General features: G+C 58.9%; 26 protein-coding genes. 8 read left to right on the top strand and 18 right to left on the bottom strand.

Features of this window, described 5'->3' with window-relative positions; genetic code table 11:
- The coding region (locus DRB19_RS26145) for a recombinase family protein (RefSeq protein ID WP_162815876.1) at nt 1-223 on the bottom strand (223 nt) is incomplete at its 3' end.
- Nucleotides 224-402: 179 nt separating this feature from the next.
- On the opposite strand from DRB19_RS26145, the gene DRB19_RS26150 reads away from it, so the two are divergent.
- The gene (locus DRB19_RS26150; protein ID WP_114188941.1) at nt 403-768 is read left to right on the top strand and encodes a WGR domain-containing protein; all 366 of its coding nucleotides are present in this window, start codon (nt 403-405) and stop codon (nt 766-768) included.
- A gap of 755 nt (nt 769-1,523) precedes the next feature.
- On the opposite strand, the gene DRB19_RS30305 is transcribed toward DRB19_RS26150, so the two are convergent.
- Nucleotides 1,524-1,700 carry a hypothetical protein gene (locus DRB19_RS30305; protein ID WP_162815877.1) on the bottom strand — a complete coding sequence of 59 codons (177 nt, stop codon included), beginning with the start codon at nt 1,698-1,700 and terminating at the stop codon, nt 1,524-1,526.
- 16 nt (nt 1,701-1,716) lie between these two features.
- Complete coding sequence (locus DRB19_RS30310; protein ID WP_162815878.1) at nt 1,717-1,881, bottom strand: hypothetical protein; 165 nt, start codon at nt 1,879-1,881, stop codon at nt 1,717-1,719.
- Between the two features lie 788 nt (nt 1,882-2,669).
- Here DRB19_RS30310 and DRB19_RS26155 point away from each other — a divergent pair.
- The gene (locus tag DRB19_RS26155) at nt 2,670-2,981 is read left to right on the top strand and encodes an integration host factor subunit alpha (protein WP_114188959.1); all 312 of its coding nucleotides are present in this window, start codon (nt 2,670-2,672) and stop codon (nt 2,979-2,981) included.
- 575 nt (nt 2,982-3,556) lie between these two features.
- Nucleotides 3,557-3,781 carry a hypothetical protein gene (locus DRB19_RS26160; protein WP_114188942.1) on the top strand — a complete coding sequence of 75 codons (225 nt, stop codon included), beginning with the start codon at nt 3,557-3,559 and terminating at the stop codon, nt 3,779-3,781.
- An 11-nt stretch (nt 3,782-3,792) separates the two neighbouring features.
- Here the strand turns inward: DRB19_RS26160 and DRB19_RS30315 are convergent, their stop codons facing one another.
- Nucleotides 3,793-3,969: a hypothetical protein gene (locus tag DRB19_RS30315; protein WP_162815879.1), complete on the bottom strand. Its 177-nt coding sequence runs from the start codon at nt 3,967-3,969 to the stop codon at nt 3,793-3,795.
- Nucleotides 3,970-4,528: 559 nt separating this feature from the next.
- On the opposite strand from DRB19_RS30315, the gene DRB19_RS26165 reads away from it, so the two are divergent.
- Nucleotides 4,529-4,759, top strand: a complete 231-nt coding sequence (locus DRB19_RS26165; RefSeq protein WP_114188943.1) for a DUF6894 family protein — start codon at nt 4,529-4,531, stop codon at nt 4,757-4,759.
- Nucleotides 4,760-4,819: 60 nt separating this feature from the next.
- Here the strand turns inward: DRB19_RS26165 and DRB19_RS26170 are convergent, their stop codons facing one another.
- The 7 genes from DRB19_RS26170 to DRB19_RS31975 form a co-directional block, all read right to left on the bottom strand.
- A complete protein-coding gene (locus DRB19_RS26170) occupies nt 4,820-6,787 on the bottom strand; it encodes a PAS domain S-box protein (protein ID WP_114188944.1) in 1,968 nt (655 codons plus the stop codon).
- Between the two features lie 79 nt (nt 6,788-6,866).
- Nucleotides 6,867-7,082: a hypothetical protein gene (locus DRB19_RS26175; RefSeq protein WP_114188945.1), complete on the bottom strand. Its 216-nt coding sequence runs from the start codon at nt 7,080-7,082 to the stop codon at nt 6,867-6,869.
- A complete protein-coding gene (locus DRB19_RS30320; protein ID WP_147022938.1) occupies nt 7,079-7,297 on the bottom strand; it encodes a hypothetical protein in 219 nt (72 codons plus the stop codon). Before DRB19_RS30320 ends, DRB19_RS26175 begins: the two co-directional genes overlap by 4 nt.
- Nucleotides 7,294-7,773 (bottom strand): DUF5681 domain-containing protein, encoded by a 480-nt coding sequence (locus DRB19_RS26180; protein WP_338067383.1) that lies wholly within the window; start codon nt 7,771-7,773, stop codon nt 7,294-7,296. Before DRB19_RS26180 ends, DRB19_RS30320 begins: the two co-directional genes overlap by 4 nt.
- Before the next feature lie 140 nt (nt 7,774-7,913).
- Entirely contained in the window at nt 7,914-9,359 is a 1,446-nt protein-coding gene (locus DRB19_RS26185) for a phage/plasmid primase, P4 family (protein WP_245439843.1), read from the bottom strand.
- Entirely contained in the window at nt 9,356-10,180 is an 825-nt protein-coding gene (locus DRB19_RS26190) for a DUF7146 domain-containing protein (protein ID WP_162815880.1), read from the bottom strand. The genes DRB19_RS26185 and DRB19_RS26190 overlap by 4 nt, the downstream gene beginning before the upstream one ends.
- 88 nt (nt 10,181-10,268) lie before the next feature.
- Complete coding sequence (locus DRB19_RS31975) at nt 10,269-10,448, bottom strand: Arc family DNA-binding protein (protein ID WP_373867422.1); 180 nt, start codon at nt 10,446-10,448, stop codon at nt 10,269-10,271.
- Between the two features lie 67 nt (nt 10,449-10,515).
- On the opposite strand from DRB19_RS31975, the gene DRB19_RS31605 reads away from it, so the two are divergent.
- Nucleotides 10,516-10,902 carry an Arc family DNA-binding protein gene (locus DRB19_RS31605; RefSeq protein WP_276330638.1) on the top strand — a complete coding sequence of 129 codons (387 nt, stop codon included), beginning with the start codon at nt 10,516-10,518 and terminating at the stop codon, nt 10,900-10,902.
- A 233-nt stretch (nt 10,903-11,135) separates the two neighbouring features.
- On the opposite strand, the gene DRB19_RS26205 is transcribed toward DRB19_RS31605, so the two are convergent.
- From DRB19_RS26205 to DRB19_RS26220, 4 genes are all read right to left on the bottom strand, one after another.
- Nucleotides 11,136-11,384 (bottom strand): ParB N-terminal domain-containing protein, encoded by a 249-nt coding sequence (locus tag DRB19_RS26205; RefSeq protein WP_114188950.1) that lies wholly within the window; start codon nt 11,382-11,384, stop codon nt 11,136-11,138.
- Between the two features lie 399 nt (nt 11,385-11,783).
- A complete protein-coding gene (locus tag DRB19_RS26210) occupies nt 11,784-12,320 on the bottom strand; it encodes a GNAT family N-acetyltransferase (protein ID WP_114188951.1) in 537 nt (178 codons plus the stop codon).
- A gap of 260 nt (nt 12,321-12,580) precedes the next feature.
- A complete protein-coding gene (locus DRB19_RS26215) occupies nt 12,581-12,826 on the bottom strand; it encodes a DUF6894 family protein (RefSeq protein ID WP_147022939.1) in 246 nt (81 codons plus the stop codon).
- 28 nt (nt 12,827-12,854) lie between these two features.
- Nucleotides 12,855-13,592: a Crp/Fnr family transcriptional regulator gene (locus DRB19_RS26220; RefSeq protein WP_114188953.1), complete on the bottom strand. Its 738-nt coding sequence runs from the start codon at nt 13,590-13,592 to the stop codon at nt 12,855-12,857.
- A 152-nt stretch (nt 13,593-13,744) separates the two neighbouring features.
- Between DRB19_RS26220 and DRB19_RS30325 the strand changes: the two genes are divergently transcribed.
- The 3 genes from DRB19_RS30325 to DRB19_RS26230 all read left to right on the top strand — a co-directional run bounded on the left by DRB19_RS30325 (nt 13,745) and on the right by DRB19_RS26230 (nt 15,651).
- A complete protein-coding gene (locus DRB19_RS30325) occupies nt 13,745-13,906 on the top strand; it encodes a hypothetical protein (RefSeq protein WP_162815881.1) in 162 nt (53 codons plus the stop codon).
- Nucleotides 13,907-14,195: 289 nt separating this feature from the next.
- Complete coding sequence (locus DRB19_RS26225) at nt 14,196-14,807, top strand: class I SAM-dependent methyltransferase (RefSeq protein WP_114188954.1); 612 nt, start codon at nt 14,196-14,198, stop codon at nt 14,805-14,807.
- Nucleotides 14,808-15,426: 619 nt separating this feature from the next.
- Nucleotides 15,427-15,651 carry a hypothetical protein gene (locus tag DRB19_RS26230; protein ID WP_114188955.1) on the top strand — a complete coding sequence of 75 codons (225 nt, stop codon included), beginning with the start codon at nt 15,427-15,429 and terminating at the stop codon, nt 15,649-15,651.
- Between the two features lie 78 nt (nt 15,652-15,729).
- On the opposite strand, the gene DRB19_RS26235 is transcribed toward DRB19_RS26230, so the two are convergent.
- The 3 genes from DRB19_RS26235 to DRB19_RS26245 all read right to left on the bottom strand — a co-directional run bounded on the left by DRB19_RS26235 (nt 15,730) and on the right by DRB19_RS26245 (nt 17,285).
- Complete coding sequence (locus DRB19_RS26235; RefSeq protein ID WP_210250206.1) at nt 15,730-15,987, bottom strand: DUF6894 family protein; 258 nt, start codon at nt 15,985-15,987, stop codon at nt 15,730-15,732.
- Nucleotides 15,988-16,144: 157 nt separating this feature from the next.
- Nucleotides 16,145-16,891, bottom strand: coding sequence for a Crp/Fnr family transcriptional regulator (locus tag DRB19_RS26240; protein ID WP_114188957.1), 747 nt, complete (start codon nt 16,889-16,891; stop codon nt 16,145-16,147).
- Between the two features lie 160 nt (nt 16,892-17,051).
- Nucleotides 17,052-17,285: a DUF6894 family protein gene (locus DRB19_RS26245; RefSeq protein ID WP_114188958.1), complete on the bottom strand. Its 234-nt coding sequence runs from the start codon at nt 17,283-17,285 to the stop codon at nt 17,052-17,054.
- Nucleotides 17,286-17,544 lie beyond the last annotated feature (259 nt).

The following is a 17,544-nucleotide window of genomic DNA, read 5'->3' on the forward strand; positions in this document are numbered from 1 at the left end:
GCTCCATCATGGCTGCGAAGCCGGGGCGGGCGGCCACATGGTCCGCCCCGCTCACCGCCTCGTCATAGTAGCTGTCCGCGATTTCGAACCCGGATGCCTTGGCGAAAGCCTCAATAGCCGCCCGCTGTCGCTTCTCGCTGTCCTTGTCGGCTCCAACATTGGCCCCCGATGAGGTCCGGAGATAGGCCACAGCCTTCGTTAAAGTCTTGTTGGCCTTAGCCATGGCTCCCGTCACCGTTGCTGTTTCTCAAGAAAAAGTAACAGGCGTTAGGGGGATCGCAAGGAGTATTGGGGGAGATTGGCGGATACCGGCAGAGATAAAGAAGCTTGCGCCATCGACTCCCGATGCGTTCTCCTAAGCCTCTGATTTGCCGCCGTTGATCGCGAGCAGGAGTAGCTACCATGCGAAAGCCTACGCAGCTGCAGCTACCTTTCTCGTCTATGAGCTTGCGCCGCATCGAGACGGAGGCGAACTACCATCGCTTTTATGCGCTCGAGCTCGAGCGTGATTTGTTCGGGCAGACATTGCTAGCCCGTCGATGGGGACGCATCGGCACCTGTGGCAAGGCGCGGTTCGATCAGTATCCCGATGAGGAGGCTGCTCGAGCTGCGTTGGCGGCCTTGGTGCTTGCCAAGCAGAAGAGGGGATACCGTGATAGCATGGCCTCTTTTTTAGGAACTCAGAAAACTCAAAGGGATGCCTGTCATGACCAACCCTTTGAGCATGCACCGATCGATGAGGCGAGAGAGCCGACACTGCCCTTTTAAGCGAGCAACTGATCAATCTGCCATCTGCCCAGTTATAGTGACTTTACTCTGGTTTATCGAAAATTCGCACATTCGGATAAACTGGATAAAGCCCTATCCTGGATAGGGGCATCGAGCCGGTGAAAGGGGTCTAAAATGGAGCGGGCCCTGTCGCTGGTGGACGGGCCCGCGGTGACTCAGAGGTCACACGTCACTGACGATGTTCCGGATAAACCGGTGAAAAGGCTCAAGTTGTAAAGCTGGGACATGAGCCTCTAACGCGTGAAGCAGTGAGAGGCGGTCGCAGCCAGGCGGATTTTCGATCTCAGCCTCCCTTCCGCTGAAACCGCGGCGGGTGCGCGGCCGAGCAGGTACGTGATCGGGGCTGCTTGAGGAACCCGCGGTGAAAGCCGCCCCGTTCCACCTGTCACCATGCACCTTCCCTGATGGACCTGCTTTAACCCATGTGAAACAGAGCCGCAGAAATGATGAAATAGGGGCTCTGTCCGCGCTGCAATACCGACGAGCGCGTTTATGGAAGTAGCACTGGCCCTCATTGGGGCCTTCGCATGTCCGGACGCGAATTGCGCTAAAGGCCATTTAGGGAACAGGCCGCATCTCCACGTCATGATAGGTGTTGTCCCGTTGAACTGCCCCAGTTTCCAGAACCAACCATTCCCTTGCCGAACAAGGCACTAATCTCGGAACAGACCGAGCCGCTTCCTTATACAGGCAACTAAGGCTGTCGCCTCGCTCATTTCAACCGTTAGAAGAATTCACGCGTGCGACTGATCTAAGCGCCTTTTCTTCGTACACTTATAGACCGTCTGCTCAGCGACATCGAACTTGCGCATAATGTCGAGGGCCTTCATGCCCGCATCGCGCGCCTCTTGGATCTTGCGCGCGAGGTCCTCCGTAACAACCGTCCGTTTTTTCGTGAAAGGCTTGCGCATCAGAACAGGCCTCCTGCTAGACGCTTGTCCGTGCGACTTCGCTGTCCTCGGCCTCGAAGTAGCGTTGCAGCCACGTATAGGCTTCCCGGATCAAGGCTTTGCGCCTGGACGCGTCAGAAGTCTGACGCGAGAGCTTCATGGCATCCATGTAGTAAGACCAGCAGTAAGAGCAGGCACTCACGGCTCAAACTCCTATCAATGCGAGTGTGTCTTTATCCCATCGAGACAATAATAATTCGTGTCCAGCCTTCGAGCATCGGGCGTTGGTCTGAGTCCAAAGGGAGCAGACAGCGGTCTTTAGTCTAATATCTAACCATGCCAGGCACACCAGCTTGAGCCCTCCGTGGTGGGAGTCCTACAGCGCATCGCATCACGCAGGTCATCGGAGAGGATAAAGCGGCATTGCCTCGAGCGAAGGTCGAGAAGCTTGGTGTGATAATGCGCAGGCGGCCCTGGAACTTCGGTGCTCAACATCTCCCGAGATTAACATCCTGAGTTTAAAAAGTGTTACCCGTCACGCAGCGCAAGGATGCAGGTTCTCGTCATGCCGACAGAAGAGCTGCCGGAGATCGTTACAACATCAGCCTGAACCGCAAAGGATGACCGCGACGGATTGTTTACGGTATGGGGCGCACGATGTTCCGAGCGGGCCGCGTTGCGTATCAGCCCGACAAGGAGAGTCCTGTATTGACAGCACACTCCTTCACCTATTTCGTCGTTGGTCGGGGCCGATTGACGATGGAAGGACTGCGGTGTTGCAACCGGCATCGCACATGCCCTGGCCGGGAGTTCTACCCTCATCAGCTGGGGCGTTCTTGCTTTTCGGTCGATTGACAGTTTGGCTTGTTCCCGTCGGTCTGGACGTGCGGGTTTCCCGGAACCATAAATGCCCCAGCTCAGAGGGTCCTCTCCGGCGCTTCTCGGCCACGGTGGTCCTGGTTCAGGGGCATTTTGCGTTGGAGTGCGATGATGTCTAGCAGAAACATAGCACGTGCAGAGCTGAAAGTGGCCGTGTGTCAGAAGGTTGGCCTCTCACAAGCAGAGGCGGCCGACTTGGTCGGCCAGGTCCTAACCGAGATATGCGATACCCTGGCGGCCGGGGAGACCGTGAAACTCTCCGCCTTCGGGTCCTTTGTCGTACGCCACAAAGCCGAGCGGGTAGGGCGCAACCCGAAGACCGGAGTGGAAGTGCCGATCCATCCCCGCCGGGTTGTCATGTTCAAGCCCTCGCCTGTTCTCACGGCTCGGATCAACGGCGACGCCAGCGATGGTGACCTTTGAACTTTCACGGCAAGGGCGCAACGAATGCTGATCCGGAATGGGCCGGCTGAGGCGCCTAGTGCTTCAAGTTGTCTTTTGCCTGTAGTGCCTCGCTGATAGGAGACCGCTTGGGCTGGGCTGCTGTGCGCCCTTTGGACTTCTCCTTCTTTGGCTTCTTCGCTTCGCGATGACTGTGCTGCTCGCGGTGTGCCATCACATAACCCTCCAAGCCTTCGGGATCATCTCACGCCAAAGGATTCCGACTACCAGAGCATACCACTCCGTGCCATTGCTGACTCAGGCAGCGATGAAGTACTGCTAACCCACCTTCGGGACATCATCCCCGGGCGGCTCAGTAGGTTCAGGCGGCCGCAGCCCAGGCTCCGGATCAGGAGCGGGAATATCAGGCTGGGGCGGGGCGGGGATGTCCAGCCCTGGAGAGGGTGCAGGAATGCCCGGCTGCGGTGTGTCAGGGTAAGGAATATCAGACATGGAGACGTCCTCAGTGCTTTCTGGAGAAGACGCTACCACTCGCCAAGTTCCGCTTGCCCTATAACTCTCGGAGATACCAATTCAGATTGGGAGGATCCGCATCCATGCACATTCTCGGAGCCTTTGAGCTGGATATCAGGCCCGGCACCCCTGACGATCCGGCATCCGTCAGAATTGCTCTTCAGAAGGCCGTATTCGATCCAAGCGGGCGTGTGTTTGTCTCTCCGGAATGCGTCTCCTTCGAGGAGATCGAAGGGCAGATCATTTCCCTGCAAGACGAGTTGAACGAGATCCGCGAGAGAGCCCGCAGAGCCTTCCAAGCTGCATAATCCGTCGCTGCTCAGGGAATGGGATTGGACGGCCCTTGGGCAATAACCATGAAGATGGCGGACAGCACTGCCGCCAGCACCAAGCTGACCAGGAGAATTGTGCCAAAGGGAATATGGCGGCTCTTCCACGACAGGCGCCCGGCTTCCTTGTGCTCTGCCCGGGATCGGTCTGGAGACTCTTCAGGCATGATGGTCTCCGGACGCCAGACGCCAGACGCCAGACGCCAGGATCCCTCCTTTGGCTAGTAACGCTATTCGGAAACCACCCTAGGAGGATACCTATTGAGATTTAGTCCTGCCGCTAAAGCGCGTGGGCGGAGGTGTTGGTCACCATCACAGGCTGATCCAACCGGGTGGTGGATCCGGGCACTCTGAAGCCCCCTCCATCAAATCGCATTAGGACGCCGCTGACGGGCTTCCCCGCCCCGGGGGGCAATTCTCTGGCGCCGACCGCCAATCCTTGTCAGCGCCCGCCGCAGAGGACTCCTTGAGGCATGAAACGCTTGCCCTTGGCTTTGCAACGACCGCGTTGGCTTTTGAATCGGATACCTAGGGTGCACAGGACGCCATCCCCCACAGTCCGAGCAAAAGATTCAAAGCCACGTGCAAACGTTTTTCAAACCTGTAGTAATGGGGAGAGTCGCATTGAACAGGCAAAAGGCCTGAACGTCATCGTGTGGCTCGACTAAGCCTGCTCATCCCCACTTCTCCAAACTCAGTTATTGCTGACGCTAGTGGAGACGCGTGATGCCGCTGTATTACCTCCACATCCGGATTGGCGATAAACTTGATGCGGATCCAGATGGTGCCGAGCTGCCGGACATTGACGCCGCCCTAGCAGAAGCCCTCAAAGTGGCACGGGAACTCACAGCAGAGATACCCGGGTATGATGGTTCTACGGTCATTGAAATCGCAGATGAAGACGGCCGAACCATCCTGACCTTGCCATTCTCGGATGCTTTAGGACCTAAGCACTGAAGCTCTGAGGCTTAGGGCATGAGACTGTCCGAGAAGTGCGAGCCTCAGCCCCGGTTAGGACTACTCGCTTGCTGGCTTGGCTTGTAGGCCGGCCGCTATGGCAATCTGCACCAGCTCGGGCAGGCTCCTGGCCTCCAGCCGCTCCATGATGCGGGCCCGGTGAGCCTCGACGGTCCGTGGGCTGATGCCGAGGTCTCGGGCAATGGTCTTGTTGGTGCCACCAGACAGCAATCGGTCCAGTACCTCCCGCTCGCGACTGGACAGGGCAGCAATGCGCGCCCGTACGAGATCCGTTGCCTGATCCCGCTCCGCCACGTCATGAATTGATGCAAGGGCAGACGCCACCGCCTCCAAAAGCTGATCCGGGCGATAGGGCACATCCAGGAAATCCACCGCCCCGGCCTTCATCGCCCGAACCCCAACCTTTACATCCCCGTGAGCCTCGCCAACCACAACGACAGGCAGGGCAGAGCGGCGTCCCTTCAGCTCCCGCGGCAGCGTCAGCTCGCCTCCGTCAGAGCCATGGCTCCGCAGCACCACGCTGCCCGGCACCACCACGGGTGCAACCTCGAGAAACGCTCGGGCGGACGGGAACTCGTTCACCTGATAGCCCACCTCCTCAAGCATAAGCGACAGCTCTCCCCGTGAGCCCTCGTCGCTATCCACCACGTAGACCATGGAGCCATCATGTTGCGTCACATCCCGGGCGATGCCGGCCACCCGCTGGACCCGTCCACGCTCGTCAAAGATGGGAAACACCGTGGCATGGATGTGGCGCATGCTGCCGTCCGCCCGCACGATACGGTACTCGTTCACGACCGTATCGCCCCGCAGGACCCCTTGAATGACCTGGGTCGTGCGCTCGCGGTCGTCCGGGTGGATGGATTCAAGCCACTGGCTGCGGTCCTGGAGCCCATCAGCGGGCCGACCCCAAACTCGGTCATAAGCCGGACTGACGTATTCGATCTGCATCGTGTCGGCATTGAGCATCCAGAGCACATCGGCTGAATGCTCAGCGAACTGCCGAAAGCGTGCCTCACTCTCGTTTAAGGCTGTCTCGGCCCGGGCCCGCAACACCGAGGTCCACGTGCGCTCCGCCACCTCCTGGACCAGGGTCACCTCATCATCCCGCCAATGGCGGGGTTCTGCCTGATGGACATACAAGGACGCCACAAGCCGATTGTCTCGGATGAGCGGCGCGATGACTACAGCCCGTTGATCGGTTCGGATCAATGCAGAAGATATGCCAGCATCCAAGGTGTGAGGATCGGCCAAAGCGTCATTGATGCGGACCGTCTGGCCGGCCTTCAACTCGCCATCGATCAGCGAGCCGAAATCGTCCACGTGATGTTGGCCGGCGAAGGTCGGGATGCTGGCCCCGATCCATTCGCGCTCGACAACAAAGGTCTCGCCGCTCGCACTGAGCTCGGCGTATCCAACGCGGCTCGTTCTCAGATGCCTGCCGAGCATTTCCGCGGCGGTGGCCATGACATCCCGAGCATCGGCTATCCCACGCAAACGAGTACTCAGATCCACAAGAAAACGAAGCCGCAGCTCCGTGAGCACCCGCTCGGTGGTCTCTTGCAGAATGATGAGCACGCCACCGACCGTGCCTGTCTCGCCCGTGATGGGACTGAACGAGGCGGTCCACCAGGTCTCCTCGGGATAACCTTCTCGCTGCACGATCCCAATAGGCGTATCCTGAACGTACGTGGCCTTATCTTGGCGTGCTTGCGCAATAATCGGAGAGACTACCTCCCACACCTCGGTCCAAGCCTGCGGCATCGGCTGGCCGAGCGCCTCTGGCCGAAGTCCGCGCAGCGGCAAACTAGCATCGTTGTAGAAAGTGATTAGCTCTGGGCCCCATACCACGTAGGTTGGGAACTTGGAGCGAAGCATGATCCTGAGCACTGTGCGCAAGTCCTGCGGCCAGGTCTCAATAGGACCAAGAGGCGAGACGGACCAATCATAGGCTTGGATCCGGGCTCCCATGGTGCCGCCGCCTGCCAGGAACTGGATAGTGCTCAAGCCGTCGAACCTCTTACCGTAGCCGTTGATCCGAACAGCCTAATGTTGGCTCGGCACCCGGTTCTATTCGTCCAAAGTATCAGCCAACCAATTCTCGCACCTCTGCATGCTCAACCGCCACCAGCCGAATGACCATCAGGTTGTCGCCTTCCGTCCATTTCGAGGAAGCCTTCAGAGCGGCCGTCTCCCGCTCTTCCTGCTCGTCACTGCTCACAAGGATGGTATGCCACTTGCCCGTATCCTGTGGCGCCTGCTGTTCCAGGACCTCAAGACGTCGAAGAGTGCTGCGGTTCATTGGGCAACTCCATGAGACGAGCGGGGAACGCCCGCGATGATCCGGTAAATGAAATTATCGCCTTCGCGGGCTCCACCTGATGCGATAAGGGCGGCCTGTTCGGCGTCCGCCTCCTCCTGGGAATGAGCGATGATCCGATGCCAGGAACAGACGTCCTTGGCGGCTGACGCCATGGCCTCCAGCCTTCCGAGCCGCGAGAGAACAGTTCTACTCATTTCTGTCCCTGTACTGCTTCCAGCTTGTCGAGACGCTGCTGGATCTCATGCAGCTCCACCGCTTTGGTGAACCCGTCCACGAGTTTCGATAGTTCGCCCGCTTCCCCCGGGGTGATGTCGCCGTTGGCCACGGCATCCACGAGGGCAGCAGTAGCCTTCACCGCATCGCCCGCCGTTTCCATCTTCGGCATGGTGAACATGATAGGCCGTTCCTTTCGGGGCGGCATGATCCGATCCATGACAAGGCGCATGGCCGTTACATCGCCTTCCAAGGCCATCTCGACAGCCTTCCGGGTGATGGCCTCTGCCTCACCATCCAAAAGGGCTTCCAGAGCCAGCGTCGTCCTGTTGCGTGAGCCTTTGGGTCGTCCAGGATTGCCCTGCTGAAAGGGTTTGCCCCGCGTATTTTCTCCGTTTTTTCGCATCTCAGATACCGTCGTGTCGTACTCCAAATATGTGGTACTATAATACCACATGATGACATGTTTGTCGATAAAGGATGTGGGTGACAGGTGACAGGAAGTGACGTGTCACCGACCTTATCGGCTCCACGCGCACGCACGCGCATAGCGGGTAATAGCTTTTGGTTGTCACCAGACGTCACCTGTCACCTTCGCTACCCCTCCGCGCCCAGATATTCACGAGGCTTGAGCACCACGCCCTTGAACCCTCGACTGATTTTGGTCCGGTAATATTCGAAGCCTCTGCGCTGCATGTTCTGCTTGAATGCCTTGGCATCTCCAGGGTCCTCACCGGCATTAGTTGCAAAGACCCGCCATGAAGTGAACAGCAGGGACTGGCCAGCCTTCTTCAAGGTTTTCGGGCTGCCTGGTTCACACTCACACTCCTCCTCAAGCCAATGGGCAAAGGTATCCTGCTCGGAGAAATATACGTCCGTGGCCTCAGCAACGCTCCGGGGATAGGCAAGGCCATTCGTCTGCCAGTCCAAGCAACCATCGATCATCCATCGAAGGATCTCCGGCCATTCAGCCTTCAGTTTCTCTTCAAGCTGGCGGTCTGGATTGGTTGGTTTATGGATGAATGGCACAATCCGGAGGCGCCGCCGCATCGCCTCGTCAACGTTCTTGAGCGCAGGCTTATGGTTGCCCACAATCGTCAGCTTGAATGCGGGCCTGAACGTGAAGAAGTCCTGGCGCATGAAGCGTGCTGTGATCGGATCTCCGCCCGTCATTTGCTTGATCCGTGCTTCCGCCCAGGCTCGGCCCTCTTCGGTTTCTGAAGCAGTCACGAGCCGCGCACCCCGCAGCATGGCGAGATCGGTTGTAGGCTTGTCCCATTTCGAGGCCGTCAGCGTCTCCATGGCTGCCGTTGCGGCGTAATCATTGAGGATGCCCGTCAGGACATTCAGGAACACGCTTTTTCCATTCTCGCCCGGCCCATGAACGAACAAGAGAGATTGCTCCCTCGTGTCGCCCGTGAGGGAATAGCCGCACCACTGCTGAAGGAGCCGGATCAGCTCTTGATCTCCGTTCGCGGCTTCTTCCAGGAAGGCGAGCCAGCGCGGACAATCCGCCGTTGCTGCAGGGCCAACCGCCGTCAGCTTCGTGAGCCCCTCTCTTGGGTCGCTTGGTCTGAGCCTTCCTGTTCTTAGGTCAACTGTTCCGACTGGAGTACCGAGCAAGAACGGTTCAATGTCCCACGCGTCCATCGTAACGGCGAAAGCCTCATCGGACCGAGCAAACCGTTCAACGCCTGCCGCGAAGCTAACTTTGCTCGTTACGTATCGCACTTTGTCTGGTTGGGTGGTTGCCAGTTTACGAGCCAGCTCACGAGCCCATTGAAAGGCAACCCCGGTTTTGTCGGATGTCCAGCTTACGCTGTCCCATACGAACCACGCGCCTGTGCTGTGGCAGTAGCGAAGCCGATTGCGGTATGCTTCGGCGAATTTCTGAGCCGTTCCATCCTCAGTAACGAGATCATCCGCTGTAGTCGACTGACCTGATCGCTTCGCCTTCTTCTCGGCTCTCTTGACCGGAGCGAACTCCTCAAAATTGAGGATTTCTGCTGCTCGTTCAGATGGAGGTGTGATCTCAGTCATCAAGCCACCTTCTTTCCTTGCAGAGCATCATTCACATCACCGCCGAACTTCGGGCTAGCCACAATCACGTTGCGGCCAGCGTCATGCCAGCGTGTCCCGCAGGTATCTATTGCGCGAGCGTTCGCGCCTCTTTTGTCGGTCTCAGCCAGGAGGGTTATGGCCTCGACGCCAAGGAGAACAGGGAGCGTTTGGATCATGCCGACAGAACCAAGAGCCCAGGCCGGGCGAAGGCCGATCTGGCGAGCTGCAAGGCACGTCTCGATGCCCTCGCCAACGACAAGGCCCATTGTCACCGCCTCGTCAGGATCGAGCTTAATGGCGGCCTCAGTTGCATCCCCAAGCATGCGACGATCCACCTTGCGACCTTCCGGCGTCAGTCTCGTTCGGTGGACGGCCTTGAGACGATCCGTATGGATGCAGCGCATGGCGGCAATCATTGCGGGAACGCGAATCAAGTTGCCATTCGCGTTCTTCCATACACATGCCGGGTGGTAGCGGAGAACGGTCACGGCCACTTCATCAGGCAGGACAAGCGCCCGGCTAGCCAGATAGGTCTCAACGATGGAACCACGCGGATCGCAGGCCTCTTTCCAGAGAGCGAGAACACGGGCCTGGAGCCATTTCGCCTTTCGCTCTTCTTCCTCGTCCGGTTGAGCCGGAACGATGACAAGGCGGGGCGTAGGCGCTCGATTTCCGGAGGACGGAGTCCAGGCAGGCAGTCCCGCTAAGGCCCTCACATGGTCACGGCAGGCAATAGGATCATTGCCTGCGAACGAATGTATCAGAAAGCCGTCAGGAGCGGACTGGTCCAGCGTCACGGACATGCTGCGGTCCTGCCGACTATGGCCAGGGCCTGGAGCAAGAACGCGGTTACGACCTGAAACTTCGCCACCGAGGGCACGGGCAAGGGTTCTAGCGTCCATCAGGTTTCGCCACCGCTTGATCCATTCGATCCCGGATCGCGCGTATCACTTCTGAGTTCTGAGAGCTTCCATTTCTCCTAGCTTGGTCGGCGATGAAAGCTTTCACGTCATTTGGTAACCTAATAACAAATTTTTGGGCTTGATCACTCGGATGCATGCAATTTTCCATGGTGGCGACTCGACACGTTAGCTATGATGTCGTATCGACATGATGTCAATTCGCTAGCATAGAAAATATGTCAGATCGCTACTATAGCTTGACCATGCCAAGGAAACCGCCTGCCCCGAGTGATGTCGCAGACAAGTTCATGCTCCGCATGCCAGAGGGGATGCGCGACCGCATTGCCGAAGAAGCGGCGAAGAATAAGCGCTCAATGAACGCCGAGATCGTCGCCCGTCTGGAGGAAACCTTTCAGGCAGATGATCGCTATAGCGTGAAGCAGATACAAGGCCCGTTTGACGCTGAGACAACTGAGGCGCTAGTTAGAGAAATCAAACGCGTCGCGGAACTCGCCATGGTCCGCGTCGTAGAAGACCGACAAGCGCTTGTACGCATCAGGAACGAAGAGGCATTCCGCAAGAATGATGCTGAGCGGATAAGCAAGAAAGAACCAAAGGAATAAGCTGAATTCTCTGGAGTAACGTCTCGCGTCTTTCAGCGTACGCCAACATCAGGAAACTCTTGGCACGTCCATCACACCTCAAATACAGCCGAGACGAGATGATTTCATAGGTCTCAATAGCCCGGACGAAACGGTGTCTAGTCTATGGCCTCCAACGCCTCCTCAGTCTCTCGCTCGGTCGGGTACACCCCTGCCTTCTCGTCGCCATTCCTTCCGATCCGCCTGCGGCAAGTTCAATGTTGACGAGCCTGAACTAGGTAGGCTGACACGGTTGTCTCCCCCAGCGCCTTGCAGGCTTCCAACCGATGCAGTCCTTCCACCAGGACAAAGCGCTTGCCGTCAGGCCGAACGAGAACCGGGGCTTCCTGGCCTTGTGCCAACATGCTCTCGGCAAGAGCTTCAACTTTCTTTGGATCGAGCGTCTGCCGCCGCTTCACCGGCACGTAGATGTCCTGGATGGCAAGCATCTGCCTCTTCAGCATCGTGCCTCGTCACTCCATCAGCCAACGTCATTTCGATGAAGCTTAATGATCGTGAGTTGGCAGGCAACCGTGGCGGGTGCACAAAAAAGCTCCCTCGCTAGCGTTGGCTGAGGAGGGAGCAGGTCCAGGGAGTAACCGATATGCGCTCCTCGGAGGAAGATCAAAGGGGCGCGGTATGATCGTTCCGGTGAACCGTGGCAGGATTTCGCCGGGATCGCGTATGAAAGATGTCGCCAGTATTCACGCGGTGGAAAACGCGCCCTCAAAGGGCAGTTCGACTGACCTTCTACTCGCTTGGCAGCGGCTCAGATCAGAAATGCTTCGGAATACGCTCGAATGCACCTTTATCTAATTCCATAAAGACGCTTCTGCGAAAAACCTGAGCTTGTGCTCGCCTTGTCATAAGCGAAGTCTCGCCATCACGAGCGCATCGGCATACACGCCAGCCTTGAGGGCATATCCTCTATGGGTTCCTTCTGTCTCGAAGCCGAACCTCTGATACAGGCGAATGGCTCGCTCATTGTCGGTGTAGACGGTCAACTCAATTCGCCTGAGCCCAAGCCAATTGTCTGCGGCATCAATCAGTTCCCGCAACAGGGCCGTTCCCACGCCTTTGCCCTGGTAATCGTCACGCACAGCCATCCCGAGTGCGGCCGCGTGAGAGCGGCGGCCGGGATACCGGTGTAATCCTGCCGATCCGATGATCTTGCCGTCATGTTCCGCCACGATGCTCAGGGAGCCAGACCCATGGCTTTCCAGCCATCTGCGGGTCTGTTCCGGATTTTGATAGGGCAGGCGCAGCGTCCCGGCCCGGACCCCTGGCAGGTTGTTGAGGGCAGCGATGCCCTCAGCATCACTGATCCGTGTCGCCCGGATCAGCAGGTCCTGGATCTCGAGGGCTGGCGTTTGATCGTTGGATTGGGAAATGTCGGTCATGAGTGCTCTCCAAGTTGATCGTGAGGAGAGCAGAAGCACAGAACCCTACCCGCCTCGGGAGGGTCCGCAGAATGATCACGCTAGAGTCAGCGCAAAGCCATTCCTGCACACCCTCTCAGGTGTGGTCATGGGCATTATCGTGGCCGTGCGGTTGATCATGACAGCAATCCTAGCAAGGAATTGCTGCGAAACAAGGCTGCTCGGTTCCATATAGGCGCCTTCTGCGCAATTCGCACGCATGAACACGCCTGAATGGGAGGCTAAGGCTGTGGGGTGTGCCAGTTGATCTTCATCGACGCTGTTACGGTGCAGACCCGCCAGCCATGCTCGTCCCGCACCTCGATGACGACATCACTGAAATCGCCCCTCGCCAGCCAGCTCGTTCCAATCTCGGCCGCCGAGCGGGCTGCCCCGGACACCGCAGCGTCTAGGCTGTCGAACTCGCTGCCCTCGTCATCGCGCACGACCTGCGCTCTGTCTTGAATATCGAAATAGTACCGGGCCACGGCCATCTCCGCTGAACCTGATGCAGCCTTACTTCGGGGGCGGCTGAGGATACGTGCAGGGCAGCAGCCGCTGGTAGACCCGGCGGATCTTGCCGTAGCACTCACAAGCTGCGCCTTCGAGACCGGCCCGGTCCGTCACCGTAATGGTCCCGCGCCCCTGCTGGATCAGCCCGGCTGTCTGCAGCGTGCGGGCGACCACGCTTACGGTGGAGCGTTGCACCCCTAGCATCTCGGCCAGGACCTCGTGCGTGAGCGGCAGGGTATCTCCATCCACTCGGTCGTGCATGCTCAGGATCCAGCGGCAGCAGCGGGCCTCGACTGGATGAAGGGCATTGCAGGACAGGGTCTGGAACATCTGGGCGATAAAGGCCTCGACATAGCGCATGATCAACAGCTGAAGGCTGGGACAGGTAATCCGCACCTCGTTCAGGCGCTCGAACGCAATCCGGGAGGCGGTGCCGGCCACCTGCACGATATAGCGCCCGAAGGCTTCGCGGGTGACCAGGGCACTCAGCAGGCCCGCGACCCCCTCGCGCCCGTATGTCACGACCTCGTTGGTGGAGCCATCCTCCATGATGTTGACAAGGGAGATGATCGCGTTGTGGAGAAAGTAGGCATGGCTGATCAGCTCGCCGGCGTCATAGAGGATTTGGCCACGCGTCAACTCGACGAGTTCGAGATGCGGCTCGATGGCCGCAAAGTCCTCTGGCTCCAGGGCAGCCAGGAGCCGGTTGCTGCGATGACTGGCATTCACAACCTGAGCCATGGCAAGGTTCCGTCCACAGCACCACAACGTCGATGCGGGCAGACCGTCTCAGCGTGGCCGGCTCCATAAATGCGGTTCTGCAAGTTATGGTTCCTTTCGCGCGAGCCGCATAATCTGCGGCCGTGAGCATAGACGGGCATAGAGGGCACGCCATGGACGATCTGATGAGGTGGGCGTGCGAGCTACTCGGCTTTTCAGGCTGCTATGGCTTTTCGCCGTGGGAGAAGCTCCTGTACGGCAGCGGGCTTATCCTCATCGCTTTCTTCGTAGGGCTCATGGTTGCTGGCTTTGTGATCGGCCGGTTCACCCGCTAGCCGTCCAACACGGTCAGCTTGCGCGCAAAAAACGCCCCAGCCGAGGGGAGTCGTGGACCCTCGGCCAGGGCGAGAACTGCATTCGGCAGAACACAGCAATGGGCTCATACGCAACACGCCCGCTTGCCAGCATTGTGCAACGGCCAAGGTAAATATTAGGTAGCCGCTCGCGGGCCGTTCCATACTGGACCTTCTGCGAATACGAGCCTCGCGTGCAGCTTCGGATTGAGGCTTCTCGGCAAGCCCTGTTACTATAGCTCCTCCCCATGGTGGTACCAGGAGGGCTGGGTTGGCCGTCAGCGGATCGAAACGAGTGCTCCATGTCGGATGCGGCGCCGCCACCTTGGCCAAGCTGCCGCAGGGGTTTCAGGATGGGAGTTGGAGCGAGGTCCGCTTCGACATCAACCCGGCCGTCAAACCCGATATCATCGGCACGATCACGGACATGGCGAATGTCCCCAGTGCCTCCACGGACGCGGTGTACTCCTCTCATAACATCGAGCATGTCTACGCTCATGAGGTAGTCCCGGCTCTGCAGGAGTTCAGACGTGTGCTGAAGGAGGAAGGCTTTGCCGTCATCACCTGTCCTGATCTCCAGGAGGTGGCAGCCCGCATGGCGGACGGCAGGCTGTTCGATCCTCTCTACATCTCGCCTGCAGGACCAATCTCCCCAATCGACATTGTCTACGGTCACAGGGCCTCGATTGCGCGGGGCGAGATTTACATGGCGCACCGGACTGGCTTCTCTCTGCAGACACTTGTGAAGTGTTGCCAAGATGCGCAGTTTACGACCCTTGCCGGGAAGCGCCGCAAGCAGAAGCTGGACCTGTGGGTGATTGCCACGAAGGCCAGCCGAGGTGAGGAGGAGATCAAGCGGATGCTGGAGACCTACACCTTCTGAGCACCGCTCTGAGAGGCACGCCAAAGACCTCACGGTAGTTCCACAAACGGCCTTATCCGAATTTTGAACGCGTAATTGGCGTTATGGAATGCGGGAGCCAGGGCCTTGCGCGAGCGACGGGGCGAGGATGGCCAGCATGAGGGCCTTGGCGATGCATCCATGTGCTCCCGCGTGTCGGATCGGCTATAATCGCAGCTTCCAGGATTGGGGAGGCTAGGATGACTGATCACAAGCCTGACCCCGCGTGCCGACGGAGACGAGTTCGGCAGCGATTTCGATGAGACGACCTACCGCATCGTGGTCTACGTTATCTGTGAAGAGCGCGCTAAGAACACCGACACGCGCGAGAAAGCCGAGGAGGCGGCGATCCTCGCCTGGAACGAATTTGTCACCGCCCACCTTGGCCTTCGGGGGCGGTCCTGAGCCGCAGCCTCACAAATGTCGATAGCCTCACCGCCGCTTCACCTGCACCTGTCCATAGAATAACGCCGATACGGCGTTATGGAATGCGTGCCTTACGCGCGGGGATCCGCATCCCTGATCTGGAGCCGATCCTTGGCCGGTATTATATCCAAGTCCGGTCGCTATCTTTGGCCCGCTGGAATGGGAGGGCTCCCTCATGACGCCATTCCCCATCAACCCCCATCTGATCCAAGACCTTGAACATTATGCTGCCTCCAGCATCGAGGACGATCTCCTGTTGACGAAGATGAGAGCCCAGCACCCAAAGGCCTCTCTGACTGAGATCAGACGGGCAGCCCTCTACATCACGACGGATCCTTTTCCAGCAAACGCCGCCGTCGCGGCCCGCATGTCTCAGTTTGTGAAAAGCCTGCGCCAGTAATGGGCGTTGTGGAACGCGTTAGACGGGAGCCGGAGCCTCGCGCGGCCGTTCCATACTGTGTGTCCTGCGAACGACGGGCTATGGATGAGGGACCAGAGACAAGGGAGTGTGCCGCTCGATCGTCATCGACGCGGTGACGGTAAAGACCCGCTGGCGCCGCTCATCTCTCACCTCGATGACCACGTCCCTCAGATCCCCCTTCACCAGCTGGCTCGTTCCAATCTCGGCTGCCGCGCGCGCAGCCCCGTGCACCGCAGCCTCCGGGCTGTCGAACTCGGAGCCCTCTTCGTCTGGCACGAGTTCGCTCCCCTCATAGATGCCGAAATAGTAGCGCACCAAAGCAGCCCTCTCTGAAATGTCGTCTCCCGATCAGTAGGAAAGGCGCTAGGGCTCAGAGTAGAAGCTTTTGCCTGATCCCGTTACTCCTCTTTCTGGGCAGAGCCGTTCCACAGAGCCGGCTGTCCGAAGGCCGCCATGATGCCACGGCGGCTGTCTAGCGCGACAGTTGCGGATACGTGCCGGGCAGCAGGCGCTGGTAGATCCGCCGGATCCGGCTGTAGCACTCGCAAGCCATGCCTTCGAGACCCGCCCGGTCCGTCACGGTGATGCCGCCGCGGCTCTGCCGGATCAGCCCGGCGGTCTGGAAGGTTCGCGCCACCACGCTCACCGTGGAGCGTTGCACGCCCAACATCTCGGCCAAAAACTCGTGCGTCAGCGGCAGGATGTTCTGGTCCGCTCGATCATGCATGCTCAAGATCCAGCGGCAGCAGCGGGCCTCCACCGCATGAACGGCATTGCAGGCCACCGTCTGAAACGTCTGGGCCAGCAGAACCTCGCCGTAGCGCAGGATCAGTTGCTGAAGCTTGGGGCTGCTGTCTCTCACCTGGTTCAGGTGCTCGAAGCGAATGCGCGAGGCTGTGCCGGCCATCTGCACGATGTAGCGCCCGAAGGCCTCTCGCGTGACCAGTGCGCTCACGACACCCGAGACCCCCTCGCGCCCGAACACGCTGATCTCAACGGTGTGTCCATCCTCCATCACGTTGACAAACGAGATGATCGCGTCGTGGGGGAAGTAGGCATAGGTGATGGTGTCCCCGGTCTCATAGAGCACCTGCTTGAGCGTCAGGTTGACGAGTTCGAGATGGGGCTCCAGACGCGCAAAGTCTTCGGGCTCGAGCGCGGCCAAAAGCCGGTTGGTGCGATGATCAGCGGTCACAGAGGATGGTTGAGGCGTGGACATGGCTCTCTCCCGTCTCGAGGCGGGAGCACAGTCGTGTCTCTCTGTCGCCTGCGCCCGAATTCGTCAGCAGCCGATAAATCTCAACGACGTGAGCAGCTCCATCGTTCAGATTTATCTGTAACCAATCAGATACTATGTTCCATAAAGGCGCTTCTGCGACTTACGCCACCCTGAGGTCCGAGAAGGGAACCGTGACCACGGTTTGCCCGGCCTCATTGAGAACCTGGATGTGATACTGCCTCATCAAGCCTGACGGGAGCAGTCCCAACGCCACCAATCCGTTGCCCCCTCGCGCCAGCTTCTGCGCCGCGTGATCGTTGGCGCACACATCGCCCGTCGCATCACGGGCGATCATCTTGGAGCCTTTGACAAGGTGAAAGAAGTAACGGGGCATAGCGTGCTCCTCGGCCAGCAGGCGGGAGCGCCCGGATCTTTCAGTCACCGACGCCTGGATTGATCCATGTTAACGACAGGAAGTCAACGGCCGGGAGATCCCTCCGTTCAGATCTGCTCCGGATACCCGCGCCAGCCGCCTTCCCTGACCCTCGTGCGGCCACCTCTGCTCGCAACGGGCTGTTGCGGCCCCATATAGAAGCCATCGGTGGCCCCGAGTTCAGGCTGTTGCCGACTGAGAGATGCGCATGCTCCCGCCT

The organism is Microvirga aerophila, from assembly GCF_003332305.1.
Lineage (GTDB): Bacteria > Pseudomonadota > Alphaproteobacteria > Rhizobiales > Beijerinckiaceae > Microvirga > Microvirga aerophila.

Coding starts and splice junctions, on each gene's coding strand:
- DRB19_RS26150 (WP_114188941.1), top strand. CDS start 403: ATGCGAAAGCCTACGCAGCTGCAGCTACCTTTCTCGTCTATGAGCTTG.
- DRB19_RS30305 (WP_162815877.1), bottom strand. CDS start 1,700: ATGCGCAAGCCTTTCACGAAAAAACGGACGGTTGTTACGGAGGACCTC.
- DRB19_RS26155 (WP_114188959.1), top strand. CDS start 2,670: ATGTCTAGCAGAAACATAGCACGTGCAGAGCTGAAAGTGGCCGTGTGT.
- DRB19_RS26160 (WP_114188942.1), top strand. CDS start 3,557: ATGCACATTCTCGGAGCCTTTGAGCTGGATATCAGGCCCGGCACCCCT.
- DRB19_RS30315 (WP_162815879.1), bottom strand. CDS start 3,969: ATGCCTGAAGAGTCTCCAGACCGATCCCGGGCAGAGCACAAGGAAGCC.
- DRB19_RS26165 (WP_114188943.1), top strand. CDS start 4,529: ATGCCGCTGTATTACCTCCACATCCGGATTGGCGATAAACTTGATGCG.
- DRB19_RS26175 (WP_114188945.1), bottom strand. CDS start 7,082: ATGAACCGCAGCACTCTTCGACGTCTTGAGGTCCTGGAACAGCAGGCG.
- DRB19_RS30320 (WP_147022938.1), bottom strand. CDS start 7,297: ATGAGTAGAACTGTTCTCTCGCGGCTCGGAAGGCTGGAGGCCATGGCG.
- DRB19_RS26180 (WP_338067383.1), bottom strand. CDS start 7,773: ATGTGGTATTATAGTACCACATATTTGGAGTACGACACGACGGTATCT.
- DRB19_RS26190 (WP_162815880.1), bottom strand. CDS start 10,180: ATGTCCGTGACGCTGGACCAGTCCGCTCCTGACGGCTTTCTGATACAT.
- DRB19_RS31975 (WP_373867422.1), bottom strand. CDS start 10,448: ATGGAAAATTGCATGCATCCGAGTGATCAAGCCCAAAAATTTGTTATT.
- DRB19_RS31605 (WP_276330638.1), top strand. CDS start 10,516: ATGTCAGATCGCTACTATAGCTTGACCATGCCAAGGAAACCGCCTGCC.
- DRB19_RS26205 (WP_114188950.1), bottom strand. CDS start 11,384: ATGCTGAAGAGGCAGATGCTTGCCATCCAGGACATCTACGTGCCGGTG.
- DRB19_RS26210 (WP_114188951.1), bottom strand. CDS start 12,320: ATGACCGACATTTCCCAATCCAACGATCAAACGCCAGCCCTCGAGATC.
- DRB19_RS26220 (WP_114188953.1), bottom strand. CDS start 13,592: ATGGCTCAGGTTGTGAATGCCAGTCATCGCAGCAACCGGCTCCTGGCT.
- DRB19_RS30325 (WP_162815881.1), top strand. CDS start 13,745: ATGGACGATCTGATGAGGTGGGCGTGCGAGCTACTCGGCTTTTCAGGC.
- DRB19_RS26230 (WP_114188955.1), top strand. CDS start 15,427: ATGACGCCATTCCCCATCAACCCCCATCTGATCCAAGACCTTGAACAT.
- DRB19_RS26240 (WP_114188957.1), bottom strand. CDS start 16,891: ATGTCCACGCCTCAACCATCCTCTGTGACCGCTGATCATCGCACCAAC.
- DRB19_RS26245 (WP_114188958.1), bottom strand. CDS start 17,285: ATGCCCCGTTACTTCTTTCACCTTGTCAAAGGCTCCAAGATGATCGCC.